The 22,897-nt window shown below is 57.4% G+C and carries 18 protein-coding genes; 16 read left to right on the top strand and 2 right to left on the bottom strand.

Features of this window, described 5'->3' with window-relative positions; translation table 11 throughout:
* The first annotated feature begins 2 nt into the window (after positions 1–2).
* Genes LB310_RS00985 through LB310_RS00960 form a run of 6 tightly spaced genes read left to right on the top strand, consistent with a single transcriptional unit; the run spans position 3 to position 8,359 of the window.
* Complete coding sequence (locus LB310_RS00985) at positions 3–1,133, top strand: hypothetical protein (protein ID WP_301154090.1); 1,131 nt, start codon at positions 3–5, stop codon at positions 1,131–1,133.
* A gap of 1 nt (position 1,134) precedes the next feature.
* Positions 1,135–2,472, top strand: coding sequence for a hypothetical protein (locus LB310_RS00980; protein WP_301154089.1), 1,338 nt, complete (start codon positions 1,135–1,137; stop codon positions 2,470–2,472).
* A complete protein-coding gene (locus LB310_RS00975) occupies positions 2,469–3,872 on the top strand; it encodes a lipopolysaccharide biosynthesis protein (protein ID WP_301154087.1) in 1,404 nt (467 codons plus the stop codon). The genes LB310_RS00980 and LB310_RS00975 overlap by 4 nt, the downstream gene beginning before the upstream one ends.
* Before the next feature lie 21 nt (positions 3,873–3,893).
* Positions 3,894–5,654 carry a hypothetical protein gene (locus tag LB310_RS00970; protein ID WP_301154086.1) on the top strand — a complete coding sequence of 587 codons (1,761 nt, stop codon included), beginning with the start codon at positions 3,894–3,896 and terminating at the stop codon, positions 5,652–5,654.
* A 27-nt stretch (positions 5,655–5,681) separates the two neighbouring features.
* The gene (locus tag LB310_RS00965) at positions 5,682–7,286 is read left to right on the top strand and encodes a cytidyltransferase (protein WP_096228656.1); all 1,605 of its coding nucleotides are present in this window, start codon (positions 5,682–5,684) and stop codon (positions 7,284–7,286) included.
* Positions 7,287–7,315: 29 nt separating this feature from the next.
* Positions 7,316–8,359, top strand: coding sequence for an N-acetylneuraminate synthase family protein (locus tag LB310_RS00960; protein WP_096227882.1), 1,044 nt, complete (start codon positions 7,316–7,318; stop codon positions 8,357–8,359).
* Between the two features lie 779 nt (positions 8,360–9,138).
* On the opposite strand, the gene LB310_RS00955 is transcribed toward LB310_RS00960, so the two are convergent.
* Entirely contained in the window at positions 9,139–9,372 is a 234-nt protein-coding gene (locus LB310_RS00955; RefSeq protein ID WP_278806070.1) for a helix-turn-helix domain-containing protein, read from the bottom strand.
* A gap of 480 nt (positions 9,373–9,852) precedes the next feature.
* Here LB310_RS00955 and LB310_RS00950 point away from each other — a divergent pair, with 480 nt between their 5' ends.
* Positions 9,853–11,748 carry a hypothetical protein gene (locus tag LB310_RS00950; protein WP_301154083.1) on the top strand — a complete coding sequence of 632 codons (1,896 nt, stop codon included), beginning with the start codon at positions 9,853–9,855 and terminating at the stop codon, positions 11,746–11,748.
* Complete coding sequence (locus LB310_RS00945) at positions 11,748–12,176, top strand: hypothetical protein (protein ID WP_301154082.1); 429 nt, start codon at positions 11,748–11,750, stop codon at positions 12,174–12,176. Before LB310_RS00950 ends, LB310_RS00945 begins: the two co-directional genes overlap by 1 nt.
* Before the next feature lie 43 nt (positions 12,177–12,219).
* Here the strand turns inward: LB310_RS00945 and LB310_RS00940 are convergent, their stop codons facing one another.
* Positions 12,220–13,104 (bottom strand): LysR family transcriptional regulator, encoded by an 885-nt coding sequence (locus tag LB310_RS00940; RefSeq protein ID WP_301154081.1) that lies wholly within the window; start codon positions 13,102–13,104, stop codon positions 12,220–12,222.
* A gap of 202 nt (positions 13,105–13,306) precedes the next feature.
* Here LB310_RS00940 and LB310_RS00935 point away from each other — a divergent pair, with 202 nt between their 5' ends.
* From LB310_RS00935 to nrfD, 8 genes are all read left to right on the top strand, one after another.
* Entirely contained in the window at positions 13,307–14,374 is a 1,068-nt protein-coding gene (locus LB310_RS00935) for a DMT family transporter (RefSeq protein ID WP_301154080.1), read from the top strand.
* A 302-nt stretch (positions 14,375–14,676) separates the two neighbouring features.
* Entirely contained in the window at positions 14,677–15,117 is a 441-nt protein-coding gene (locus LB310_RS00930; RefSeq protein ID WP_301154078.1) for a phasin family protein, read from the top strand.
* Positions 15,118–15,160: 43 nt separating this feature from the next.
* Positions 15,161–16,813 carry an ABC1 kinase family protein gene (locus LB310_RS00925; RefSeq protein ID WP_367316800.1) on the top strand — a complete coding sequence of 551 codons (1,653 nt, stop codon included), beginning with the start codon at positions 15,161–15,163 and terminating at the stop codon, positions 16,811–16,813.
* Positions 16,814–16,972: 159 nt separating this feature from the next.
* Positions 16,973–18,232 carry a helix-turn-helix domain-containing protein gene (locus tag LB310_RS00920; protein ID WP_301154074.1) on the top strand — a complete coding sequence of 420 codons (1,260 nt, stop codon included), beginning with the start codon at positions 16,973–16,975 and terminating at the stop codon, positions 18,230–18,232.
* A 51-nt stretch (positions 18,233–18,283) separates the two neighbouring features.
* Positions 18,284–18,712, top strand: a complete 429-nt coding sequence (locus tag LB310_RS00915; protein WP_301154073.1) for a hypothetical protein — start codon at positions 18,284–18,286, stop codon at positions 18,710–18,712.
* Positions 18,713–18,874: 162 nt separating this feature from the next.
* Positions 18,875–21,295: a molybdopterin-dependent oxidoreductase gene (locus LB310_RS00910; RefSeq protein WP_301154072.1), complete on the top strand. Its 2,421-nt coding sequence runs from the start codon at positions 18,875–18,877 to the stop codon at positions 21,293–21,295.
* The gene (locus LB310_RS00905; RefSeq protein WP_301154070.1) at positions 21,295–21,819 is read left to right on the top strand and encodes a 4Fe-4S dicluster domain-containing protein; all 525 of its coding nucleotides are present in this window, start codon (positions 21,295–21,297) and stop codon (positions 21,817–21,819) included. Before LB310_RS00910 ends, LB310_RS00905 begins: the two co-directional genes overlap by 1 nt.
* Positions 21,820–21,894: 75 nt before the next feature.
* Positions 21,895–22,872 (top strand): NrfD/PsrC family molybdoenzyme membrane anchor subunit, encoded by a 978-nt coding sequence (gene nrfD, locus LB310_RS00900; protein ID WP_087191239.1) that lies wholly within the window; start codon positions 21,895–21,897, stop codon positions 22,870–22,872.
* Positions 22,873–22,897 lie beyond the last annotated feature (25 nt).

The following is a 22,897-nucleotide window of genomic DNA, read 5'->3' as shown; positions in this document are numbered from 1 at the left end:
ACGTGAAAAGCGGGTTGCGTTTTGCGGTGAATGAGGCAACAAGGGCTCTTATCTGGGATGAGGCGCTGCGCAAGCGTCTTGCAGAATGTTATTATGCGTGGGCGGCACGGCGGGTGAATGCACGGGAAGGATTTGCCGCCCGGACTGCATCCGATCTCCTTGATTGGCGCGCTACAATGGGTTTTCGTTTCGAGTGCTCCCGTGAAGTTTATCGAGCTAATAGCTTCTATGGCATAGGGGAAGCTCTGCGCACGTTCTCTGGAGCGCAGAGTTGCATCAAAGCATGCGTGGAACATGGTGTCCATTTCGGCAGTTACGTAAACGGGCAAGAACTCGAGGGAAGTGGGCTTCCATGTCTCATCACCTTCAGTCCTGCCCGCTTGGAACATATCCGAGCTGTATCTGATGTGCCGGTGGCGATGGTGGGTCCGTATATTGCTTACGCTCCGGATTACCTCGACGAAATTGAAATGGAAAAAGCGCGTGATGAGCTAGGGAAGACACTCCTTGTCTTCCCTAGCCATTCGGTGGATCGAGTGAAGGTCACCTACGAGCTTGCATGTCTCGTTTCAGAAATCGAACGGGTGAAGAGGGAGCAGGAAATTGATAGTGTTCTGATCTGCCTCTACTACCGAGATTTATTGAATGGCGTTGCTGGAGATTACGAGGGCCTTGGCTATCATGTGGTCACTGCGGGCTATCGCGAAGATGCGCTTTTTCTGGCGCGACAGCGAAGCCTCATTTTTCTTGCCGATCTCGCTATGTCCAACAGCGTGGGAACGCAAGTAGGCTACTGCGGTTATCTCGAAAGGCCACATTATATTTTCGATCAAGAGAAGCGTTACAGTTCCGATAGCGCGCTCGATGATTCTGAGTTCAACAATGCCTATGCGAGAAGTCAGGCAGCGGAGAAGGCCGAGGTTGCTGCTGAATTTTCCGTGTTGACTGACTCGCTGACCGGTAAACAGCGCGAATTGCTGGAGCGTTATTGGGGCTTCTCGAAAGTTAGGTCAAGGGATGAGATGGGCGGTCTCCTCGCTGTCTGCGAGGAGGCGTATCGCGCTAGGTCGAAGGATAGGCAGCGATCTCTTCGAAGCAATCCGCGCCTTGAACAGTTGCCGTTTGAGGTGTGATATGGGAAATACTATGCGTTTAGGTATGCCGCGTTCGAAGAGCACTAGGAAGAAACGCATTGTCGAGTGGGTCCCGGGCGAGTGGGCGTGGTGCCTAACACTGCTGTTCATGTTTATCCGCTTCTTCACTCAAATATCGACTGTATATCTTTATGTGACTTACACGGCGCTTATGGTCATGCTGGCTCTATTGCACTTAAATGGATCTGAAGAGACTTCTCGTGTGGGCAATGTGAAGCTTAACGGCGCTGTTCTCGGACTCTGCTTTTCCATTTTGGTCATACTTGCATTTAGCCCGTATTCTAAGGAACAGCTCGTTAAGTTCTGTTTGCTGCTTATGGACGTATATATCCTTGTTGCAGTTCTGAAGGTTAATGAAATGGAGTCTGCCACCAAGGTGTTCTATTGGGCAAGCATGGTGGTGGTCGCGGGTACTTTTGTGATGTATCTTGTGTCGCCTGCTTTCTTTTCGAGCATCGAAGGTGCGTTTCAGGGGCTGTTTTACTCTCCTGTCTTTTTTGGCGTACCGGACAATAACGACACCGCAGTTGCTATGTTCCTTCTGGTTTGCTTAGCTTACAAGAAGGGTTGGAAAACAGGGCTAATTCTTGGCAGCATCTACCCATTCCTGTATTTTGGTAGGCAGTACATTCTAATGTGCTTGATTGTTGTTGCCCTTTCGCTACTAGCGATGTTAAAACTCCGTAAAGCGTCATGGCTTCGCGACCAAAAGATCGACGAAAAACTGACCGCAAAGTTCTTCTATTGTGTGTTCGCTGTTTCCACGATTGTCATCATTGGGTTTAGCTATTTCTGGGTTAATGTGATCGTGGAGGACGGTACGTCGTCGTACAAAGAGTCTTTAAACGACTCATCTAACGCAATCCGCATGAATTCAAACGTATATTGTTTTGAATTGATGACAAGAACCCCTGATTTTTTGTTTTACGGGTACGATAGTGATGTATTTGACGAGCTTGGTATTTCGTCAACAGATTATTCAAGTACCGCAAACTACCTTATAAGCGGACGATATCGACTGGTTCAACCGCACGAAGAGGTTTTAAACCTTGTGCTGAAAGAAGGGTTGCTCTTCGCAATTTTTTACTACTTCGTTGTCGCCCATCTTCTCAGCAAGATTAAATGGGGAGAAAAAGGTAAGGCGATCCTTGTCGCCTTCTTTATCGGGAGCCTTTTCCTTTCTGGTTTCTTCAGAGATTTTCGACTCCTTGCGTTTGTGATGATCGGGCTTAGCAGTGAAATTCCCTTACGCTCCTTTGCGATTGGAATCACGAGAAACCGCAAAAGGACGGCCACTTCGGGGCAGGTGGCTCGATGAGCTTGCTTCAGAAGATGAATAATAGTCTTTCCGGGCGAGCATTCATTTACACAGTTGGAAACTTTGTGTTAGGCGCTTCCAATTTTCTTGCCTCCGCAATATTTGTACGGATGATGAGCACTTCCGACTATGGTCTCGCAAGTGTATATATCACCTGGGTGGCGCTCGTCTCGCAAATAATTGGCCTTCGGATAGAAGGAACGATTCAAAATGCGAAGCTGACGTACGGAAAAGAGAGTTTAAAGGCCTACTGCTCGTCGATCCTGTTCCTTGACCTGGTTGTCTTTTTGGTGGTTCTTGTTCTGTCGATAATATTCATCGAGCCAGTAGCGTTTTTACTGAACCTTGATCAGGGTGTTTGGTTGCTCGCTGTAATCACTGCGTTTTTTTTAACATGTTCGAATCTTCGTAAATGCTATTGCTCGGCGATTAAGAATGCTCCTGGCGATCTGCTCATATCTTGTATCCTGGCTTTCGCGCAGATCGGTTTGTCTGTTTTGCTCATTTTGTTTTCTGTATGTGACAATTCTTACTTTGATCGTGTTTGGGGCTATTCTGTTCCAACCGTTGCCGTTGGTGTGGGTGTGTGCGTGTTCTTTTTCTTCAAAGGAAAGAGGTTCGTTGCACCCAAGCAATGGAAATTCTGCCTCAGCTTTTCCATTCCGATGATCTTCAACGGCATAGCCTATCTTGTGATCAATCAGAGTGACCGTCTTATGCTCAATTCGATGGTTGGTTCGGATGCGGCGGGAATATATTCATTTGTATACAATATTGCCTTGCCTATCAGCGTGATTACCCAATCTCTTGGGGCAGCTTGGCAGCCTGAATACTATGAGCTGAAGGCGCAAGGCGATGAGGACGCACTGAAAACTCATGAGCGTAGGTATACGTTGAATGTGCTGATAATCACTGTGATATTGATGTGCGTATCGCCGGAAATTCTGAAGTTGCTCGGAACGCAGGATTATTACTCGGGTCTTGTTATCTTGCCGGTGGTTATAGCTGGCTATTTCTTCCAGTTTTTGTATACATGGCCGCTGAACTGCGAGCTTTACCATCGCAATACTGTCGGCATAGCTCTTGCGACACTTGTTGCGGCGGCTTTCAACATTGCGCTTAACATCTTATTGATACCAATTTGGGGGATGGTTGGCTCGGCTGTCGCGACCTGCGCGGCCTTCGTTCTGCTCTTTGTCATGCATCATATATCCGCGCGGATTATGGTAGACGAGTACACTATGACGCTTAAATGGTTTGCTCCCTATGTGATAGCTTGCGTGTGTGCAACCGCTGCACTCACCTTTCTTGTCGATGTACTCGCAGCGCGCTGGGCTTTGAGCTTAGTCCTATGCGTCCTGCTTGTTGTGAGGTTCAAGAAGAATCGATCGATTATTTGATGACGATAAGGGGTGATTCTCTTGTTTTTCATTGATTATAGAAGGCGGTTCGACGGCGAAGTTTTACTTGAATCCGATGTTGTTGAGCGTTCTGTTCCGTCGAGTTTGAAGAGATCTTCCAATGGAAAGTCATTCTTCGTTGGCGAGTTGTTTGAGCGCAGCGAATCTGACTTTTTTAGTAGCCAATGGGAGGAGGAGCCAGATCGGCTGAACGAAGGCTGCTCGGCGCTCTATGCGGTCACTTATGATGAAAAGAGCTGCGTGTTCGCTGCCGACATCAGCGGCAGGGAGCTTCTGTTTTACTACCATACTAATGATCGTCTTGTTCTTTCTGATTCGCTATGGGGTGTGTTGAAGCGAATACAGCCCGGTTTTGAGGGTGTTGACAAGGACTCTCTGGCTGAATCGATTGTCATGGGTGGGGGATTTCCTTGCGATCATTCAACTCCTGTCAAGAACCTCAAGTGGCTCGGGGCGAACTGCATCGGGAGATTCGATGCGCGCTCATGGGCTCTCGACGTGCATTCCTATGGTGATATCCGGAGAAGCGGCGATATTGTGGACGTGGATGAGGCGGTTGAACAGTTCGATGCAGCCATGAGACATATGGCTTGTTGCTTAGGTGAGAGGCATCCTGATGCTGTTTTTGGGTTGGGGCTTTCCGGCGGACTTGATTCAAGAACTGCTCTTCATTATTTGTCGGATGCTGGGCTCGAGCTGGAATGCTTCAACGTTGGTAAGGCGAGGCCCCACGGAGTTCTGCTTGCATCGAGTTTGAAAAGGGCACATGAGCTCGCAAATACTTCAAGAACCAACTATTGCAACGTTGAGTGGCAACCCCACTCTATTCGTTCGAAGATGGATTTAATGCTCGAAAACCAACCTCTTGGCACTGGGGGACATTACACGAACGCTTATAAATACGAAAGCGAAGGGCGCCCGAGATTCGACGTGCTTGTCGGAGGGGGGCAGGCTATAGGGCCTATGCTCGTGGGAGTTTCAGCGTTTAACCATTCGGACAAGATGAGCGTCGATGACTTGTGCGCATATCTTCTTCATTTGGCCATTGGCGAGGTAAGGGCCTATGCCTATACGGAAAATTCCATTCGAAAGCAGATGCGTCAGTTGGGCGCGAGTGGGGTTGATATCGAGGGCGGCAAGAACCGCGAGCAGTGGGATGCCATCGTTGGAAAGGGGGCTTATGGGAGGACAGCGCGAAAGGTACGCTCATTCGTAGAAGATTGCGCTTTGCGAGGTTATAGGCCGGCCGATATCACGCTGGATTATAGGACGCGAGCGCTTGGCCCAACGGGTCGCAACGGAGCTTATGAGAGCGGACTCGGTACTGAAAAGAGTTACACAATATATACGCCTTTTCTGATTCGCGATGCTTTGAGGTGGGATGCTCCGCTCGTTGAAGAGAGGCGCGTTCTCAAGGAGCTTATTGCCGCGAAAATGCCGGAATACACAGAAATCGGCGAGGAAACGTTTGGGTCTACCAAGATGAATCAATCGAATCTGTCCCTGTTCGCACAGAAAGTTGCCTTCGCGATGCGCGGCAGCGGCATTATGACAGACGACTGGTACTCTAGGCACCCCGCCATACGCAAAGCGTTCCTTGAAGATATGACGAGTCCTTGCAAGTGGTTCTATGAGCTGTTTCCTAGCGCAAGGGATTACGAAGGTATATGGAATATGAGCCCTTCGCGCATGAATTCTCTTTGGGAGGCTAAACGCGTCGTCGACTGTATGGAAAGCAAGCGATATCTCGAATTCAAGTAGATGGGACACGGTTCTGAAATGTCGACAATGAGCATCCTTGCTGTCATTCCTGCACGTGCGGGATCGAAGGGCATTCCCAATAAGAACATACGCTTGGTGGGAGGGCGCCCGCTTGTGTACTATGCTATTAGAAATGCACTTGATTCCGAGTTCGTTACCAATGTGGTTGTGACGACGGACTCCCCTGAAGTGCGCATCATTGCTCAGCAGATGGGTGCACGGGTGCATTGGAGGGAGGCTGCACTGTGCACCGACGACGTGGCGCTCGATGCGGTGGTGGCAGATGCGGCATTCGAGGGCGCATGGGACTGGGTGGTCACCATGCAGCCAACATCACCGACGCTTACGACTGCGACGCTGGACTCTGCTATTCGGCGTGCGATTGACGAAGACTTCGATACTCTCATTTCTGTTGTGAACGATCCGCGCCTTTCGTGGGGAGAGAATGCTGAAGGGGGCATAAGCCCGAACTATGCCGAGCGGCTGAATCGCCAGTGGCTACCTGCTGACTATGCGGAAACCGGGGCATTTGTGATCTCGCGTGCCTCTGTTGTGACGCCGCAGACGCGTATTGGCGAAAAGGTAGGTGTGTTCGAGGTGCCGTCTGGTGAGGGGATAGATGTGGACACGTTCGACGACCTGCGATGCGCGACTGCGCACTTGAGGCGTGAAAGCGTTGCCATCTATGTGAACGGCAATAACATGCGTGGCATCGGGCATATCTATCGTGCTCTTGAGATGGCAGATGAGTTCTATTCAAAGCCCGATATCTATTACGATGTGAACCAGACCGATCCGATTGTGTTTGGTCGTACCGCCCACGAGCTCATCGGTGTGGACGGTATCGCTGATCTGTTCGAACGCTGCCGCAACAAGGACTACACTCTTTTCGTAAACGATATACTTTCCACTTCCATTGACTATATGATCGGATTGCGCTCCGTAGTTCCCGAGGCGAAGATTGTAAATTTTGAGGATGACGGAGAAGGGGCTCTTAAGGCCGACCTTGTATTCAACGCTCTCTACCATGATGATGAATTACCTCATGTTAAAGCGGGTGAGAGGTATTACATCTCGTCGAAAACCTTTCTATTCTACCATCCTATCGAGATCAAGCAGAGGGTAGAGCGTGTGTTTGTGTCATTTGGGGGTGCCGACCCGCAGAACTATTCAGACAGGCTGCTCGCCATTGTCGCAGGGGACGACAAGTACGAGGATGTGGATTTCACCGTAGTGCTTGGACGCGCGAAGCACAATGTCGATGGGTTGTTGGAATATAACTCGCTGCCGAACATTGAGGTCCTCTACGACATGGCCAACATGCCAGAGCTCATGAGCGCGTGCGATGTGGCTGTTACCTCTCGTGGTCGAACCGGCTATGAACTTGCGCTCATGGGAATCCCGTCCATTGCGATGGCTCAGAACAAACGAGAGGAGAAGCATGGCTTTGTTTGCAACGAGAACGGTTTTACCTATCTGGGTTTAAATCCTCCCGATGAAATTCTGAAATCGAATCTTGATATGTACTTAACGTTATCGCGCGAAGCGCGCCAGCGTTTCCAGGACATGCTGCTTTCCCACGATCTGCGTAATGGCCGCAGGCGCGTCATGGGCCTTATAAATAGTCTTTAAAACCGCATCCAAACGACGGAAGGAGCGAAATGAGAGCCACAACCCCGTATCTGATCGCCGAGATGGGTGTCAATTTCTATGACACTGCGAAGGTTGAGGGGATATCTCCCGTAGATGCTGCCAAGCGTTACATCGACGGAGCGGCGGAGGCGGGTTGCGACTGCGCAAAGTTTCAGTCCTACAAGGCGGAAACCATCGTATCGAAGGACTCGCCGGCTTATTGGGACATCACCAAAGAGCCTACTAAGACCCAGTACGAGTTATTTCAGAAGTATGATTCGTTCAACGAAGCCGAGTTTGCAGAACTTTGCGAATATGCACACTTCAAAGGGATGGACTTTACCGCTACGCCGTTCGACTATGCCAGTGCTGACTATCTAGAACGTTATGTCGACTTCTATAAAATATCGTCGTCGGATGCGTCGAACCTTCCCTTTCTCGAGCATGTTGGTTCAAAAGGAAAGCCCGTGGTGCTAAGCGTGGGGGCGAGCTGGTTGTCGGAAGTGGACGAGGCTGTGCGGACTTTGGAGCGTTCGGGTTGCACAGACATTACGATCTTGCATTGTGTGCTGAGTTATCCTACGGACCCAGCTAATGCGAACTTACGTGTAATCGAAACACTTGCCCAAGACTTTCCGAGGCATAAGGTGGGGTATTCGGACCACGTGGCACCCGACTCCGCCATGCAGGTGCTTTCTGCGGCATATCTATTGGGAGCGCAAGTGATCGAGAAGCACTTCACGTTGGATAAGGGTCTTTCTGGCAACGACCACTATCATTCGGGTGATATCGCCGATTTTAAGCATGCGGTTGAAAACTTCCGACTTATCGATAGTGTGCTGGGGAGCGCAGACAAGGTAGTGTTGCCCTGCGAGGAGGAGTCCCGTCGTGAGGCTAGGCGCTCGCTGGTGCTGACACGCGATATGTATACAGGCGAGGTTATAGGTGTGGACGACCTGATGCCCAAACGCCCGGGTACAGGTATTGCGCCCGCCTTTGTTGACGTGATAATTGGGCGGACGGTGAAGATGGATCTTGCAGAGGACACTGTTCTTACATGGAATATGGTGTAGGTTGATTCGACTTGAATGAGATGGTATTGATTCTATGTTGAGTGAGGGGCTGTGCTGCGGAGGGATTTTGCCACTAGCTTCGTTCAGTTGCTCTTACTCGGGTTTTCGACGAATGAAGGTGCGACGATTCGGGAAGAATCGATATAAACACGCGCTCTTCTCTGCAGTATGTTACTGGGACGGATCGGGTACGTCCGCATGTTATGTCTGTAATGGCAGAGGGAAGTTGCAAGGTGTTTGGCCGTATCAATCCATGAGAGCGGTGGCGAACAGCCCGATCTCGTTGTCGTGGTGCTTGGCGTAGTCGGGGTTCCGCTCCACGGGGAAACGGTAGCTGTTGTCTCCGAATCCTATCTGTTTGAGCGCCTTTTTAAAGTTTGCACAGTGCTCTGAATCTTCTCGATGTTTCGACTTCTGCTTGGAAAGGAAGTCGTTTCCGAGCTGCTCGATGGTGCTTGCATGTGCCTCTTTGGACTTGACGCGGTATTGCCGATTTGAGTTGGTGAATTAGCTGCTCGGTTTTCTCCGTCGCTCCGTACAGCACGCCAAAGGTGTCGGACGCGCCAAGGCCCTTTTCGCTCGATACTGCCTTCAGTGATGAGTGGGTGTCGTGCACATACGAGAACCCTCTGAGCGGCTTATCAGCTAGGAGGTCGGCGAGCGGTTGCTACCCCCCCCATGTCATTATGTCAGCGAAAAAGTGATAATTTCATTGCGGGGTGGTTTTCTCGATGTTTGGCTGGCTGCTCGATGGTTGGATTGTTGGGCTCGGCTGGAACCTACCCCTCCCCAAAGAACTCCGAGTCGAAGAACTCGGCCAGCGACACGCCGAGGCCTTTGGCTATCTTCTCCAGGTTGACCGCTGCCACGTTGCGCTTGCCGGTCTCCACCTCGCCGAAGTAGGAGCGCGACATGCCTATGAGGTTGGCGAACTCCTCCTGGCTCACCCCGCGCTCGGCGCGCAGCTCCTTGATGCGCAGGCCTATCTTGCTCCGGATGTCGTAGTCGCTCATGCCGCCCCTTTCGCCTTTTCCTCCCATGATTCCCTAAGGCCCGCTATAAGTTGACTCGCTATGGGCGGCATTTTCTGAAGGTGATAAACGACCAAAGGCAAGGATGCGCTTTTCTCGTATTTGCTGTAGTTCGATGTGCAAGGCAGCTTGAGGGTTGAAGAGGAGGGGGCGCGTTAGGTGCGGGTTCTACAGATAGCCGCTTATGAGATAGTACATGTTTCGCAGATACCGCCTCTTCACCGTTATCGATATGGGTTATTAAGTAAACATAAATGAATAAAAAAGCTCATATATAATTAATATAGTAAATAAATAAGAAATCGTGGTAGCATAATGTTTTTACTTGAGATTGGGCGATTGGGGGGAGGCATGGGCCGACGTCGTCGCTCGCTGAGCGATATTCTTTGGACTGATGTTCGGCGTCTTTTTAGGCGTGCGGCTTCCGATTGGCAGGCAAATTCCCTTGCACGTGGAGCCACCATGGTGGTCATGGTTGCTTCGGCTCTCGCAGTCTCGTTTACGGTTGTGCACGGTGCCTTCGTTTTGCTTTCAGGCAAATTCAATATTCTTGGCGAGGTGGAGCTTGTTGCCGGGGCGGTCTTTGGTCCTCTTATGCTGGTTGCGGGGTGGATGAACTGGCAGTTGTATCATCGGGGCTACGAACTTCGCGAAGAGCCGGTCGACACGCTGTTTCCGCCGAGCGGGCATGGGAAATGGCAGGATCTGTATGCTCAGGAAGACGATTATCCCTCGGATCCTTCTGCCGTGCTTCGCTATGCCGACGAGTTTTTCTACAACGCCCTCGTTAACCCGCGAAGCGTGTTTTCCCGCATCAGTGAGTTCGTTGAACCTGGTCGCAAAATGCTTGATTGCAAGGTCAACTACGAGGTTTGCCCCCCTCCTAGAAGGGGGGTTCGCATGCTTGGCATCAATGACTTATCGGTCAACCAGGCAGTGGAAGTGGTGTCGTGCTTCTTGACGGTGCCAGTGAGTTTCCAAAAACGAGGAGACCTCACCATAAAACTCAACGTATCCAACACGCATGGAAACGATCTGCCGACGGTGAAGCAATCGGAGGTCTCCGAGCATATAATCGCTCTAGTCGAGAACTACGAGTTTGGATCTAGGAAGAAGCTCAAGGGCTACCTTCCATGGGTTTCCGGTACCAGGTATGACCTCGAGTGCTACTTGAACAATATGCAGGCGAACGAGAACTGCGAGGCTCCCGAGAAAACCTTCCGTCTTATGCAGGAACTCGCCGCGTCGGACGAGGACGTCAGGTTCAGCGAGCATATGCTCTATATGCTTTCGGGTCTCAGGGATGTGATACCGGTGTGTGTATCCTTGCACGTGGCCGCATTGAAAGACCTGGCCACGTCCTCGACATGCGCGGATGCGTTCCCTCCGCGTGTGTTCGGCTTATATCTCGAACAGAAGTGCGAAACAGAGCGAAAACCTGCGAACGTGTTTCCCAATCCACGTGGAAGGAGGAGGCTCGAGCTTCTCAATAGGTTGATAGGCCGGTTCGGCAAAAGAACCGATACGGTGTACTACAACCTGGCTCGAGCTGGAAGAAGCACAAGCTACCATCTCTACCTGGAAGGTCCGGAGGGAACCTATTATGCGAGAGGCAGCCTTCTCAAAGACAATCCTTGCGACAGGCGCACCATTCATGCGGAGTACGTGGAAATGCAGAAACGATATGGGCAGAGGCATGCCCATATCTACATTCGCAACGGCCATCTCATGTCAAATGCCTCGTTCATGTTCCGATACAAAAAAGCGCCCCTCGATACGTACCACATTATGTTCGTTGCAGCATTTCTCTGTTTGGCCGTCTTGGTCGTCTCGGCCATCACCTCCGTTTCCTCGGCGCATGACGGGTTCGCCAACCTGTCGGTCCCCGCGATGATTTTGGCGGTGGCGACTGCGGCTGGTCCGTGGATCTATAACCGCACGAGCGACGGAAAGGGAGACAGCTTGGGTGTGGAAGTCTCGGCGGTAGTGCTGACGATTTGTTCAGCGATGGCTATCATACTGTTCTTCATAACGGCCCGTGCCAACTTTGTTTCAGGTGAGGCTATTATACTTTGGAGCCTTCTGGTGGCCATCATGGTTATCAATGCGGCTTTCGTCGGCTATGTGGCGCTTCTTCATAGTTCGCTCTATCGCTATCTTGTAGACAAGGTCGTCGAAGGTGGTCCGAGAGCGGGCATGGCCCCTCAAGGGCCTCGAGCAGTGGAGGTGGATGGCGGTATGCGCCTGGATACGCCGCAGGGCAGGATCGCAAGGAATCCGTACAGCCTCTGGACAGAGGCGCTGCGCGCTTGCAGAGAGTCCCACGACTTCAAATACGAAAGGACAGGGTTGCGCTAATGAGCGTTGAGGCATCAGCTGAAGAATGTGGAGATAGCGACAAGAAGAGCGGAAGTGTGACGCTGGGGCAGATTATCGCCTTGATCGCTGCGGCAGCGGTAGGCGGGTTTGGTATGTTCCGTGTTTGGGATGTTTCGCACTACCTATTCTGGGCTCCTGAAGAATTCGCGAAACCCTTTCACGAGTTAGGGAACCTATGGGTACACGGCATGGTTTTGGGGACAGCATCGCTGCTTGCCGGGCTCTGCCTGATTATCGTGTCGCTTACTGCGATCATGAGGATCCTTCGCCCGGACGAGCCCCGTGACTACGATGAGGGGCGATCAGACGGTATGGACAGCAACCGCGTGTACATGTTGCTTAAAGAGCAAGCTGGGATCGAAGCGAGGATTGCCGAGCTCGAGAAGCCCCGGTGCGACTCCGATTAGGGGTGGTATGGGAAGGAGGGTCGCCAGCTGGTGCAGTGACTTTTCAGCGGCTTTTGTTGCCCCCAACCCACGCCTGCGCAACCTCCACGAACGCCCTCGCTGCGGCGCTGGCCTCTTCGCCTGGGCGCAGGCAGAGGGCTATCTCGCGGTCGACGGGAACCTCGGGCGGCAGGGCGGCCAGGGGGAAGGGGGCGTTCTCAAGGATGAGGGAGGACAGGACGCTGAAGCCCAGGCCGGCACTTGCCAGCGACATTGCGGCGTAGTCGCTCACGATTGAGAACCTGACGCGCGGTTCCACGCCGTTTGCGCGGAACACCCCGTCCATCTCCGACGAAGCTCCGCTCTCCAGCCTGATATAGGGCTCGCTGGACAGGGCTGAGGTGGGGAAGAAGGGTGCTTTCGCCAGCGGGTGGTCGGGCGCCACAGCCACGAGCAGCGGGTCGCGGGCGAGAGGCACGGTGCGCAGGTTCAGCCTGACGGGCAGCACGGCGAAGCCGACGTCGTAGTCGCCCCTCCATACAGCCTCCTCGAGCTCGGCCTGATCGTCGATGCAGGCCAGGTCGAGCTCGACGGAGGGGTGCAGGAGCCCGAACTTCTTGGCAATGCCGGGGAGCCATTGGATGGCCGTGCTGGTGAACGTGACCACGCGCACGTTGCCGCCCTCGAGATGGTGCAGGTCGGCCGCGCGGGCATGCAGCCGGCGCTCGGCATTGCAGGCGTCCTGGACGAGCGGTGCCAGGTCCGCCCCCTCGGCAGTGGGCCGTGCGCCCCCGTAGTCGCGCACGAGCAAGGTGGTGTCCAGCTCCTTTTCCAGCGAGTTCACCAGGTAGCTCATGCCGGCCTGCGTGTAGCCCAGCTCTCGCGCGGCCTCCTTGAAGCTGCCGGTCTCCAAAACTTTCAGGAACGCCTCGTATTTCTGGTTGGCCATGGTTTTCGATCCTCTTCGTAAAGCTGTGATCGGTAGTAACAAGAAATACTTTCAATTGTATAAAGAAAGTCTCGTTTTACTTTCAATTGGACTAAGCATACCATAGGTGCAATCCGGAACAGAGACCGAGGGCCCTGCCAGGCGACAGGGCGTTGCTCTGCGCTGTCCAACGACAGGGCGGAAACAAGAGAGGAGGCGGGACGTGGCGCGCATCATGGACATACGCGGGATCTGCATTGCGAGCGTCGTGCTGCAAACCGTCATCTTCGGCTCCGGCAGCGCCTTCACGAAGCTCGCCTACGAGAGCATCTCGCCCCTTTGGGCGCTTGCCATCCGCTTCGGGCTGGCGTCGGCGGTGTTCGCCGTGCTGTTCGGGCCGCGCATCGTGCGGGGGCTGCGCGGCGCGCGCCTGGGCGACTGGCTGCCGGCGGCGCTGTGCATGGCGGTGTCGTACATCTCCTGCAACGTGGCGCTCGACCTGACCACAGCCACGAACGTGGGGTTCCTCATGGCGCTTCCCGTGGTGTTCACGCCCATCTTGGCAGCCGTGGTGCTGCGCCGGCGCTACCGGCTGGTCCACCTGCCGTTCCAGGCGGCGGTCGTGGGCGGGCTGTACCTGCTGTGCTCGAGCGGCGGGTCGTTCGCGTTCGGTTGGGGCGAGCTCTGCGGGTTGCTCACAGCCGTGTCGCTGGCCGGCGCGCTCGTGTTCGGCGAGCGGGGGCTTGCGCGCATGGACGTGGTCACCGTGTCGGCAACCCAGATATTCGCGACGTTCGTGTTCTCGCTGGCCGGCGCGCTGCTGTTCGACCGGCCGCTCGACGTTGCGGCGGTGCAGCCCCTCGCGTGGGGGACCGTGGCGTTCCTGGCGCTGGCCAGCACGTGCCTGACGTTCGCGCTTCAGAACATGGCGCTGAAGCGGCTGCCGTCCGCCACCGTGTCCATGCTGCTCACGGGCGAGCCCATCTTCACGGCGCTGTTCTCGTGGGGCGTGCTCGGCGAGACGCTTTCCACGGCGGGGCTTGTGGGCGCAGCCGTTATCGTCGTGTGCGTGGTGGCGGAGACGTGGGTGGACGGACGTCTGGACGAGAAGGCCGGTGCGGCTGAAGAGGCTGCGGCGGATGCGCTTCCCGCGGCAGCGCCTGCGCCCGCCTTCGGCGGCGAGCCGGCGTCGCTGGGCGAGCCTGCCTATGCGGCCGCCACGTCGGTGCGTGGGTCGGTGGCTCTGCCTGCGGCGTTCGTTCCTCCGCATCCGGCATACGAGCAGGAATGACGGTCTTCCGGCAGCGAGGCCCGCGCCAAAAGATGCGGGCCTCGCTGCCGGAAAGAGCGGTGCGGGGCGTCCGGCCGGAAAAGCCCTGCGGGCGCCCGGCGTGCGACCGTAGAAGGCGCCGGTCGCGAAGGACCGAGCCGTCCTGCACGCAGGCCGTTTCGGCTGCATCTTTCCCCGGCGTTCTCTTTTCCCTACAAACCTCCGCCGCTCATTGCCCTTTTCGCGGATTTGGTGCATCATGGTTCAAAGAGCCCGGCAGCGCTGCGGCGCAGCGGGCTGAACCGCGACGAAGGAGGCTTCTCATGGCTACCATAGGCGACGGATTCAAGGACATCTTCCTGGCGGGCATCGGAGCGATGGCCATCACCGCCGAGAAATCGAAGGACCTGGTGGACCAGCTCATCTCGAAGGGCGAGCTCACGGTGGACCAGGGCAAGCAGATCAACACCGAGCTCAAGCACAAGGCCGAGGACGTGGCCAGCACGCTGCGCTACGACGCCCTCGAGGCCCGCATGGCCACCATGACGCCCGAGGAGCGCGCGGCGTTCGCGGCCAAGGCGGCCGAGATCGCCGCGAAGCAGAGCGCGCAGGCGCCGGTCGCAACGCCGGCCGAGGGCGCCCCTGCAGCCAAGGCCGAGGTGGGCGACGCCTCTCCTGTGGAGACGTCGGCCGCGAAGTCGGCCGCGGTGGAGATCCCCATCGAGGGCGGCTCGCCTGCGTCTCCCCAGACGCCCGGCGCGTAGCCGCGGCCCTGCGCGCGTTCGAGAGAGGCGCCCGCCCATGGCCATGGCCGACAACACGCTGCTCAAGTACTTCTTCAGCTCCGGCGCGGAGATCGATCCGGAAGGGCGGTTCAATCTCAGCCGCAAGACGCGCACGCGCCGGCTGAAGGAGATCTACTCCATCCTCCAGAAGCACCATTTCCTGCGCGGCTTCTCGCCGGAAGAGTTCCGCGCCATGCTGGAAGACCTGGGCCCCAGCTTCGTGAAGATCGGCCAGACGCTGTCCACGCGCTCGGAGATCCTCCCGAAGGCCTACTGCGATGAGCTGGCAAAACTCCAGATGGAGTGCGATCCGCTGCCGTTCGACCAGATGCTCGCGGCTCTCGACGACATCTACGGCGAACGTCAAGGCGACATCTTCGACGCCATCGATCCCACGCCGCTCGGCAGCGCGTCGCTTGCGCAGGTGCACAAGGCGCGCCTCGCGAACGGCGATGTCGTGGCGGTGAAGATCCAGCGGCCCGGCGTGAAGGCCACCATGGCGCTCGACATCGACATCATGCGCATGGTGGCGCGCCAGGCGTCGCGCTTCATGAAGGACGACCAGATGCTCGACCTGCGCGACGTGGTGGAGGAGCTGTGGGCCACGTTCCTCGAGGAGACGGACTTCCAGCGCGAGGCGGCGAACCTCCAGGAGTTCGCGCGGCTGAACAAGGACGTGGCGTTCATCGACAGCCCGCACGTGTACCCGGAACTTTGCGGCGAGTACGTGCTGGTCATGGAGTACATCGACGGCATACCCATCCTGGCGACCGACCGGTTGCGGGCCGCCGGTTACGATCTGGAGGAGATCGGCGAGAAGATCCTCGATAACTACGCCACCCAGATCCTCGATCACGGCTTCTTCCACGCCGACCCGCATCCGGGGAACCTCCTTATCCGCAACGGGAAGGTCGTCTACATCGATCTGGGGATCATGGGACGCCTGTCGCCGCACGACCGCGCCGGGTTCGGCAACATCATCCAGGCCGTGGGCATGCAGAGCGCTACCGAGCTCAAAACGGCGCTCATGTCCTTCGCCATCGCGAAGGACAACGCGGCCATCGACCACACGCGCTTCCTGGCCGACCTTGACCTCCTGCTGGAGGACTACGGCTCGTGCGACGTGGCCGACATCGACATCGGCATGTTCCTGAACGACATCCTCATGCTCACGCGCTCGTGCAAGGTCACGCTGCCGTCGTCCATCACGAGCGTGTCGCGCGGGCTGGTGACGCTGGAGGGCACCATCCTTCCGTTCATCCCGAACGAGAACGTGGTGTCCATCATCAACGCGCACATCCAGCGCACGAAGGATCCGGCCGAGGAGCTTGCAGGGGCCATGGAGGACCTGGCGCTGGCGCTGCGCTCGTCGGCACGCGGCTCGATGGACGCCGCCCAGTACTCCGGCGAGGCATTGAAGATGCTCACGCGCGGCCAGCTGAAGGTGAACACCGAGGTGCTGGGCAGCGAGGCGCCGCTCTCGCATCTGGGGAAGATCGTGAACCGGCTGACCATCGGCATCATCATCGCGGGGCTGTTCATCGGCTCGAGCATGCTGTCGCTCTCGAGCATGGAACCGCGCCTTTTGGGCGTGCCGGTGCTCGCGTTCTTCGGTTACCTGGGCGCCGCGATCCTGTCCCTCTGGGTGGTCGTGGACATCGCACGGAAAAAGTAACGGGCGCCTTTCCTGTCTTTAGCCAATGTTTTACCAGTTCAGATAGCCCGCAACCAATAATTGCGGAAAATTCCAACTGGAAGCGGTCGCGCGGCGATTCCCGCAACCGTACCCTTTTGAGTACGCTATGATGAATGAAACGAGAAAGGGTTCGGAACCATGAACGTCGAGATCGCCCAGCGCCTGTCGGCGCGTCGCAAGCAATCGGGACTGTCGCAGGAAGCGCTCGCGGAGAAGCTGGGCGTGTCGCGCCAGGCTGTGTCGAAGTGGGAGCGCTCGGAGTCGTCGCCCGACACCGACAACCTCATCGCGCTCGCGCAGCTCTACGGCGTGTCGCTCGACGAGCTGTTGTATGTGGACGACGAGATGCGCGACGACGTGGCGTTCGAGGCCGTCGACCGCGCTGCCGAGCGCGCGGCGGCTGCCGACGCGTCGAAGCCGGCATCGGGAACGGATGCGGGCGCGGCTCCAGCAGCAGGAGAGGGCGCCTCGGATAAGCCGGGAGCCGACGGGGAGGCGGACGGTGCGGCGGCTCCAGAGCCTGGATCCGCCGACGGCAAGGAGTCCAAGGTGCGCATCGGGCTGGGAGGCATCCATGTGCTCGATGGCGACGACTACGTGCACGTGTCATGGCGTGATGGCGTGCATGTGAAGGATTCCAAGAAGGGCGACGAGGTGCATGTGGGCTGGAGCGGCATCCACGTGAAGGAAGGATCCGTTGCGAGCGTGCAAGGCGCGTGCGAAGGGGACGCCGCCGAGCCTTGCGCCGACGCGAAGAGGTCAAGCAGCCGCTGCACACTCGAGGACGACGACGGCAGCCAGGTGGTCATCGACGACGACGGCGTGGTCATCAACGGCGAACGCTTCGACAGCTGGCGCGACGCGAACGAGCGCTACGGGTACGGGCACATCCACGAGGAGCGCTGGAACGAGCCTTGCGGCTACACGGTGAACGGGGAGCGCTTCGACACGCTTGACGATGCGAAGGCCAAGTACGGCCCAGAGGTGGGCCGCACCATTCCCGTTCGCAAGCATTACCTGCGCGCGTTCGAAAAGGAATGGGTGAAGTTCCCCTATCCGCTGGTGATAATCGTGGTGTACCTGTTGTTGGGCATCTTGAACGGCGCATGGGGCGTGGGGCTGTTCCTGTTCCTGACCATCCCCGTGTACTATATGGTGGGCCACGCCATCGGGCGCCGGCGTATAGCGCCGTTGGTGTCGGGCGTGTACCCTATCGCCGTGGTGGCATGGTTTTGCTATATGGCGTTCCTGCTGAACCAGCCGCATCCCGCCTGGGTGGCGTTCCTCACCATCCCGCTGGTGGAATGGCTCGTGCACAGCCTTTCGCGCTGGTGGCGCATCCGCAAGAGCGAGCGCGCGGCCGCGAAGAACGCGCCTATCGACGTGGAGCCGCAGTAGGGGAGCGGGGGGACGTTCTGCGCCGATCTCGCTTGCGAGTGCAAGGAGCGATTGCGGAAGAATCGTAACAAAGGCTCCGCTGCCATTGCGGCGTTGCGCCGCACGCTGCTATACGAGATGACAGCAGCGCCCGCTTCACCAGGTGGTGCCGGTCGTTTACTTAACCCGGGGGCGTTTCGTCGCGTCCCTGGGTTTTTCCCTGCCCTCTCTCACCATTCGCCTTATTCGGTCGAGCGTTTTGATCGCGACCAAAAGAAGCCAGATCGCAACCTGAGCAATAGTCGCCCTGCGGCAAGTCAAATACGTCCCATCAAGGCACCTCGCTTTCGTCGGGGCACCATCCGGCAGGCAAACGCTGCTGCTGCCGTCATTCTGGCAAGTGGGACGGTCGGCACGCCCTTTCATCTTATCCTCAAAATAGAACAGTATGACTCCTTAATAAAACCATTAAACTATGGTACTATGACAATAGTTCAATAGGACAATGATAGGCATTCTAATAAGGAATGCCGTCGAGTCCGTTCCAGGGAGGCGCGTTGTGGGGACGCGTACGAGAAGCGAAGGGGGATGGTCTATGCGGCAACCTCTCATCTGCTATTTCAACATGGAGAACGCAAGAGAACGAGGAATGGGGAGGAACGAATGAATAGTGATGCTACGTTTTCGCGGCGAACGTTTCTGAAGGGGACGGCTGCTCTCGGTGCGATGGCGGCGCTCACCGGCTGCGCGAGCCAGGAGGCGCTCAAACCGAGCCTCGCCGGCGAGGCCGGTATCGCATCCGGTGAGGTACAAGTCCGCCACAACTGGTGCCAGATGTGCGGTCCGGCGAAGACGAAGTGCTCGACGCTTTGCTACGTGAAGGACGGCAAGTTCACGAACGTCGAGGGCAATCCCGAGGCTGGCAACAACTACGGTGTGGGCAGCAGATCGCTGTGCTCTAAGGCGAACGCGGCTGTTCAGGTGCCCTATTCGCCGCTGCGCATCATGTACCCCATGAAGCGCACGGGTGAGAAGGGCGAGGGCAAGTTCGAACGTATCACCTGGGAGGAAGCGCTCGACATCATAAGCACCAAGCTGCTCGAGACCAAGGAGAAATACGGCCCCGAGTGCTTCGCTGCCCTGTCACCGCAGGAATTCGCGGTGCAGGGAACGATCGCCCAGCGGTTCCTAAACGTGCACGGCACGCCGAACTACATGCACAGCTCCATCTGCATGACGCAGCGCACCTGGGGCGCGCAGGTGACAGTGGGCGGCAAGGCGCTGAATGCCGTGACCCCCATCGGTCCGGGCGAGATGGACAAGACGAAGCTGTACGTCAACTGGGGTGAGAACCTCGAGAACTCCGCGTGCAACCAGGGCGGCCCCTTCAAGCGCGTGGACAACAAGCAGAAGAACGGTATGAAGATCATCGACATTCGCCCGATGCTCGATCCGCTGGCTTCCAAGGCGGACGTGTGGGTTCCCGTACGCCCCGGCACCGACTGCGCACTGGCGTTGGCCATTCTCCACGTCATCATCGGCGAGGACTTGTATGACCACGACTTCTGCGATAACTGGGTTAACGGCTTCGACAAGCTGGCTGAGCACGTCAAGCAGTTCCCGCCCTCCTGGGCGTCTCCTATCACGGGCGTACCCGAGGAGCAGATCTACGAGGTCGCCCGTATGATGGGCACCATCAAGCCCATGGGTATCGGCTTCGGCAACGGTGTTGGCGACCAGGCGAGCGACGGTACGTCCACCATCCAGGCCATCTGCTCGATCGAGGCCATCACGGGCAACATGGGTATCGCGGGAGGCGGCAACAAGGGCAAGGTCCTGCCTCCCTCGCTGATCAAGACCAAGCCGTTCGACCGTCTCTCCGACCGACTGCCCGAGAGCGAGGAGGACAAGGCGAACGGCTGGCACCCCGGTGCGAGCAAGCTGGTCGCTCCCGAGATCCCCCGTTGGTACCAGGGCCCGCACTCGTGGCACTGCGGATTGACGAGCGCGTACTTCAAGGGCATCATGAGCGTTTTGACGGAGAAGCCCTATCCAATTCGGTGCCTGCTGGCGCAGTCGACCAACCCGCTCTCGGCGACCCGCCAGCCCCAGAAGGTGGTGGAGGCGCTGAAGAAGATCGAGTTCTACTTCGTGATGGACACAACGTGGAACTCGTCGTGCAACTACGCCGACGTGGTTCTCCCCGCTTTGACGCACTACGAGACGAGCGACCAGTTCAACGTGAAGAACATGGCTGGGGGCACGGCCATCGGCATCAACCAGGGGGTCATCGAGCCCATCGGCGAGGGTCGTTCCGACTGGCGCTTCTACTGCGACTTAGCGGTAAAGATGGGCTATGGCGAGGATTTCTGGAACGGCGATTTCGACCAGAACCTGCGCGAGCAACTCGAGCCGTCGGGCATCTCGCTGGAAGATTTACGAGAGAAGGGCTGGATCTTCGTCGAGCGCACCGACGGTGCCAAGCCGAGCGACCCTCCGTACAAGGATTACGCGAACATGTTCGCGAGTCTGCCGAACGGCAAGGTGCAATGCTACAACGAGCTGATCGGCGGCAAGCCCGACACGCTCGACATGGGCACCATCGGCTACCTGCCCGAGTACGTTGGCCCCACGGAGAGCATCGCGAGAACGCCTGAGCTTGCGCAGGAGTATCCGATCGTATTCTCGGACGTCCACGCGTATCGTCTGTGCAACCACAGCTACTATCAGGACCTTCCCTACACCCGCGAGCTGCAGAAGCTGCCGTGGGCGAAGATTAACCCTGCCACGGCAAAGAAGTACGGGATTGCGAACGGAGAGTGGATGAAGATTGAGTCTCCCCATGGCTGGATCAAGCTGACAGCCGAGTACTTCGAGGGCATTGCGCCAGATGTGATCATGGCGAAGCGCGGTTGGTGGCAATCATGCGAGGAGCTCGGGCTCCCCGGGTACGATTTCCTCGATGGCGGGTGCGAGGCCAACGTCCTGTACGACGGGACTCCGGAGAACTTCGACCCGTTCACTTCCTCCATGGGCAAGCAGACGCTCGTGAAGATCAGCAAGTTCGAAGGGGGTAACGAATAATGGCCAAGCAATACGGCTTCTATATGGACACCGAGCGCTGCATCAAGTGCTGGGCGTGCGAGATCGCTTGCAAGCAGTGGAACGGCATCGAGGCGGGAACCATAGCGCGCCGCAAGGTGCACGAGGTGACGAGCGGCACCTTCCCGAACGTCACGCGCACGTTCGTGTCGATGTCGTGCATGCACTGCGGCGAGCCGGCCTGCGCGAAGGTGTGTCCGGCGGGCGCCATCACGAAGCGCGGAGAGGACGGCATCGTGGTGGTGGACAAGGAGAAGTGCATCGGGTGCCACTACTGCTTCTTCGCCTGCCCGTTCGGCGTGCCGCAGTACACCGACGAGGGCATGGACAAGTGCGACTGCTGCATCGGCAACGGCGTGGAGCCCGGCGACATGCCCCACTGCGTGGCCACGTGCCCGACGCAGGCGCTGCAGTTCGGTACCATGGACGAGCTGGCCGCGAAGGTGGGCGACAAGAAGGCCAGGCAGATGGCGGCCGACGCGAAGCCCTCGGTCGTCGTGTCGTGAAAAAGCGATGCCGAGAGCGCGGGGCTGCGTGCCCCATGGCGCTCTCGGCCGACATGACGGAAAGGAGGAACGACCATGGTTGAGTTGCAGACGACCTGGAGCTGGCTGCCGGCGATATACCTGTTCCTCGGCGGTTTGGGCGCGGGCGCGTTTTTGACGGCGTCCGTCTTGCGCCTGGCGAAGCCGGGGCGATTCAAGAAGACCGTGACGGGAGGCGTGTGGACGGCCGTAGCGGCGCTGGCCATCGGGTTGCTGGCGCTCGTGTCCGAGGTGGAGAAGCCCTTCCAGGCCATGATACTGTTCAAGAGCTTCGTGAACGGCTCGTCGTGGATGACCGTCGGCGCGTGGCTGCTGCTGGTCACGTTCATCGTGTTCGTGCTGAGCGCGCTATTCACCACCGACAAGATCGCCGACTGGCTGTCTTCGGCGTGCAAGCCCCTCGGACGGGCGCGCGCGGGCATCAACAAGGCGCTTGCGGTGGTCGGCATCCCGCTTGCGCTCGCGGTAGCGGTGTACACCGGCGTGCTTCTGGGCGCGGCGCCCGCCATTCCCCTGTGGGGAACGTGGCTGCTGCCGGTGCTGTTCACCGTGTCGGCGCTCGACACGGGCGTGGCGGCGGTGTCCATCTTCGCGGCCGTGATTGACCGTGACGAGGGCATCGAGCGCGTGCGTGCGACGCTGGAGAAGGCGGTTGTCGGCTTGGTGGTGCTGGAGGCTGCGGTGCTCGCCGCCTTCGTGATCAGCATGCAGGGCGCCGGCGCCGACGAGGCCCGGGCGATCGGGCTGCTCACCGAGGGCGCGCTGGGCGTGCAGTTCTGGCTGCTCGTGGTGGCCGTGGGGCTGGGGTGCCCGCTCATCGCGGCCATAACCCAGCTCGTGGCGTCGAGGCAGAAGGACAAGATCGGCCCGGCCGTGCCGGTGGGAGGCGCCGCGTGCGCGCTCGTCGGCGGATTCACGCTGCGTTTCGTGGTGCTGGCTGCCGGCCTGCATGCCGCGCTCGTCAGCCCCGCGGCGCTGCAGGCGGTGCAGGGCGCGCTGATGCTGGTTTCGTAAACGACGGTTCGATGGGGGCGCTCGC

It is taken from the genome of Gordonibacter sp. RACS_AR49, assembly GCF_030418435.1.
GTDB lineage: Bacteria > Actinomycetota > Coriobacteriia > Coriobacteriales > Eggerthellaceae > Gordonibacter > Gordonibacter urolithinfaciens.
This window is presented reverse-complemented; position numbering and strand designations above follow the sequence as displayed.

Excerpts from the sequence above, each read along its gene's own strand:
- LB310_RS00925 (WP_367316800.1), top strand. The coding sequence starts at position 15,161 with ATGGCCGACAACACGCTGCTCAAGTACTTCTTCAGCTCCGGCGCGGAG.
- LB310_RS00945 (WP_301154082.1), top strand. The coding sequence starts at position 11,748 with ATGAGCGTTGAGGCATCAGCTGAAGAATGTGGAGATAGCGACAAGAAG.
- LB310_RS00950 (WP_301154083.1), top strand. The coding sequence starts at position 9,853 with ATGGTGGTCATGGTTGCTTCGGCTCTCGCAGTCTCGTTTACGGTTGTG.
- LB310_RS00980 (WP_301154089.1), top strand. The coding sequence starts at position 1,135 with ATGGGAAATACTATGCGTTTAGGTATGCCGCGTTCGAAGAGCACTAGG.
- LB310_RS00920 (WP_301154074.1), top strand. The coding sequence starts at position 16,973 with ATGAACGTCGAGATCGCCCAGCGCCTGTCGGCGCGTCGCAAGCAATCG.
- nrfD (WP_087191239.1), top strand. The coding sequence starts at position 21,895 with ATGGTTGAGTTGCAGACGACCTGGAGCTGGCTGCCGGCGATATACCTG.
- LB310_RS00960 (WP_096227882.1), top strand. The coding sequence starts at position 7,316 with ATGAGAGCCACAACCCCGTATCTGATCGCCGAGATGGGTGTCAATTTC.
- LB310_RS00910 (WP_301154072.1), top strand. The coding sequence starts at position 18,875 with ATGAATAGTGATGCTACGTTTTCGCGGCGAACGTTTCTGAAGGGGACG.
- LB310_RS00955 (WP_278806070.1), bottom strand. The coding sequence starts at position 9,372 with ATGAGCGACTACGACATCCGGAGCAAGATAGGCCTGCGCATCAAGGAG.
- LB310_RS00930 (WP_301154078.1), top strand. The coding sequence starts at position 14,677 with ATGGCTACCATAGGCGACGGATTCAAGGACATCTTCCTGGCGGGCATC.
- LB310_RS00940 (WP_301154081.1), bottom strand. The coding sequence starts at position 13,104 with ATGGCCAACCAGAAATACGAGGCGTTCCTGAAAGTTTTGGAGACCGGC.
- LB310_RS00965 (WP_096228656.1), top strand. The coding sequence starts at position 5,682 with ATGAGCATCCTTGCTGTCATTCCTGCACGTGCGGGATCGAAGGGCATT.
- LB310_RS00975 (WP_301154087.1), top strand. The coding sequence starts at position 2,469 with ATGAGCTTGCTTCAGAAGATGAATAATAGTCTTTCCGGGCGAGCATTC.
- LB310_RS00905 (WP_301154070.1), top strand. The coding sequence starts at position 21,295 with ATGGCCAAGCAATACGGCTTCTATATGGACACCGAGCGCTGCATCAAG.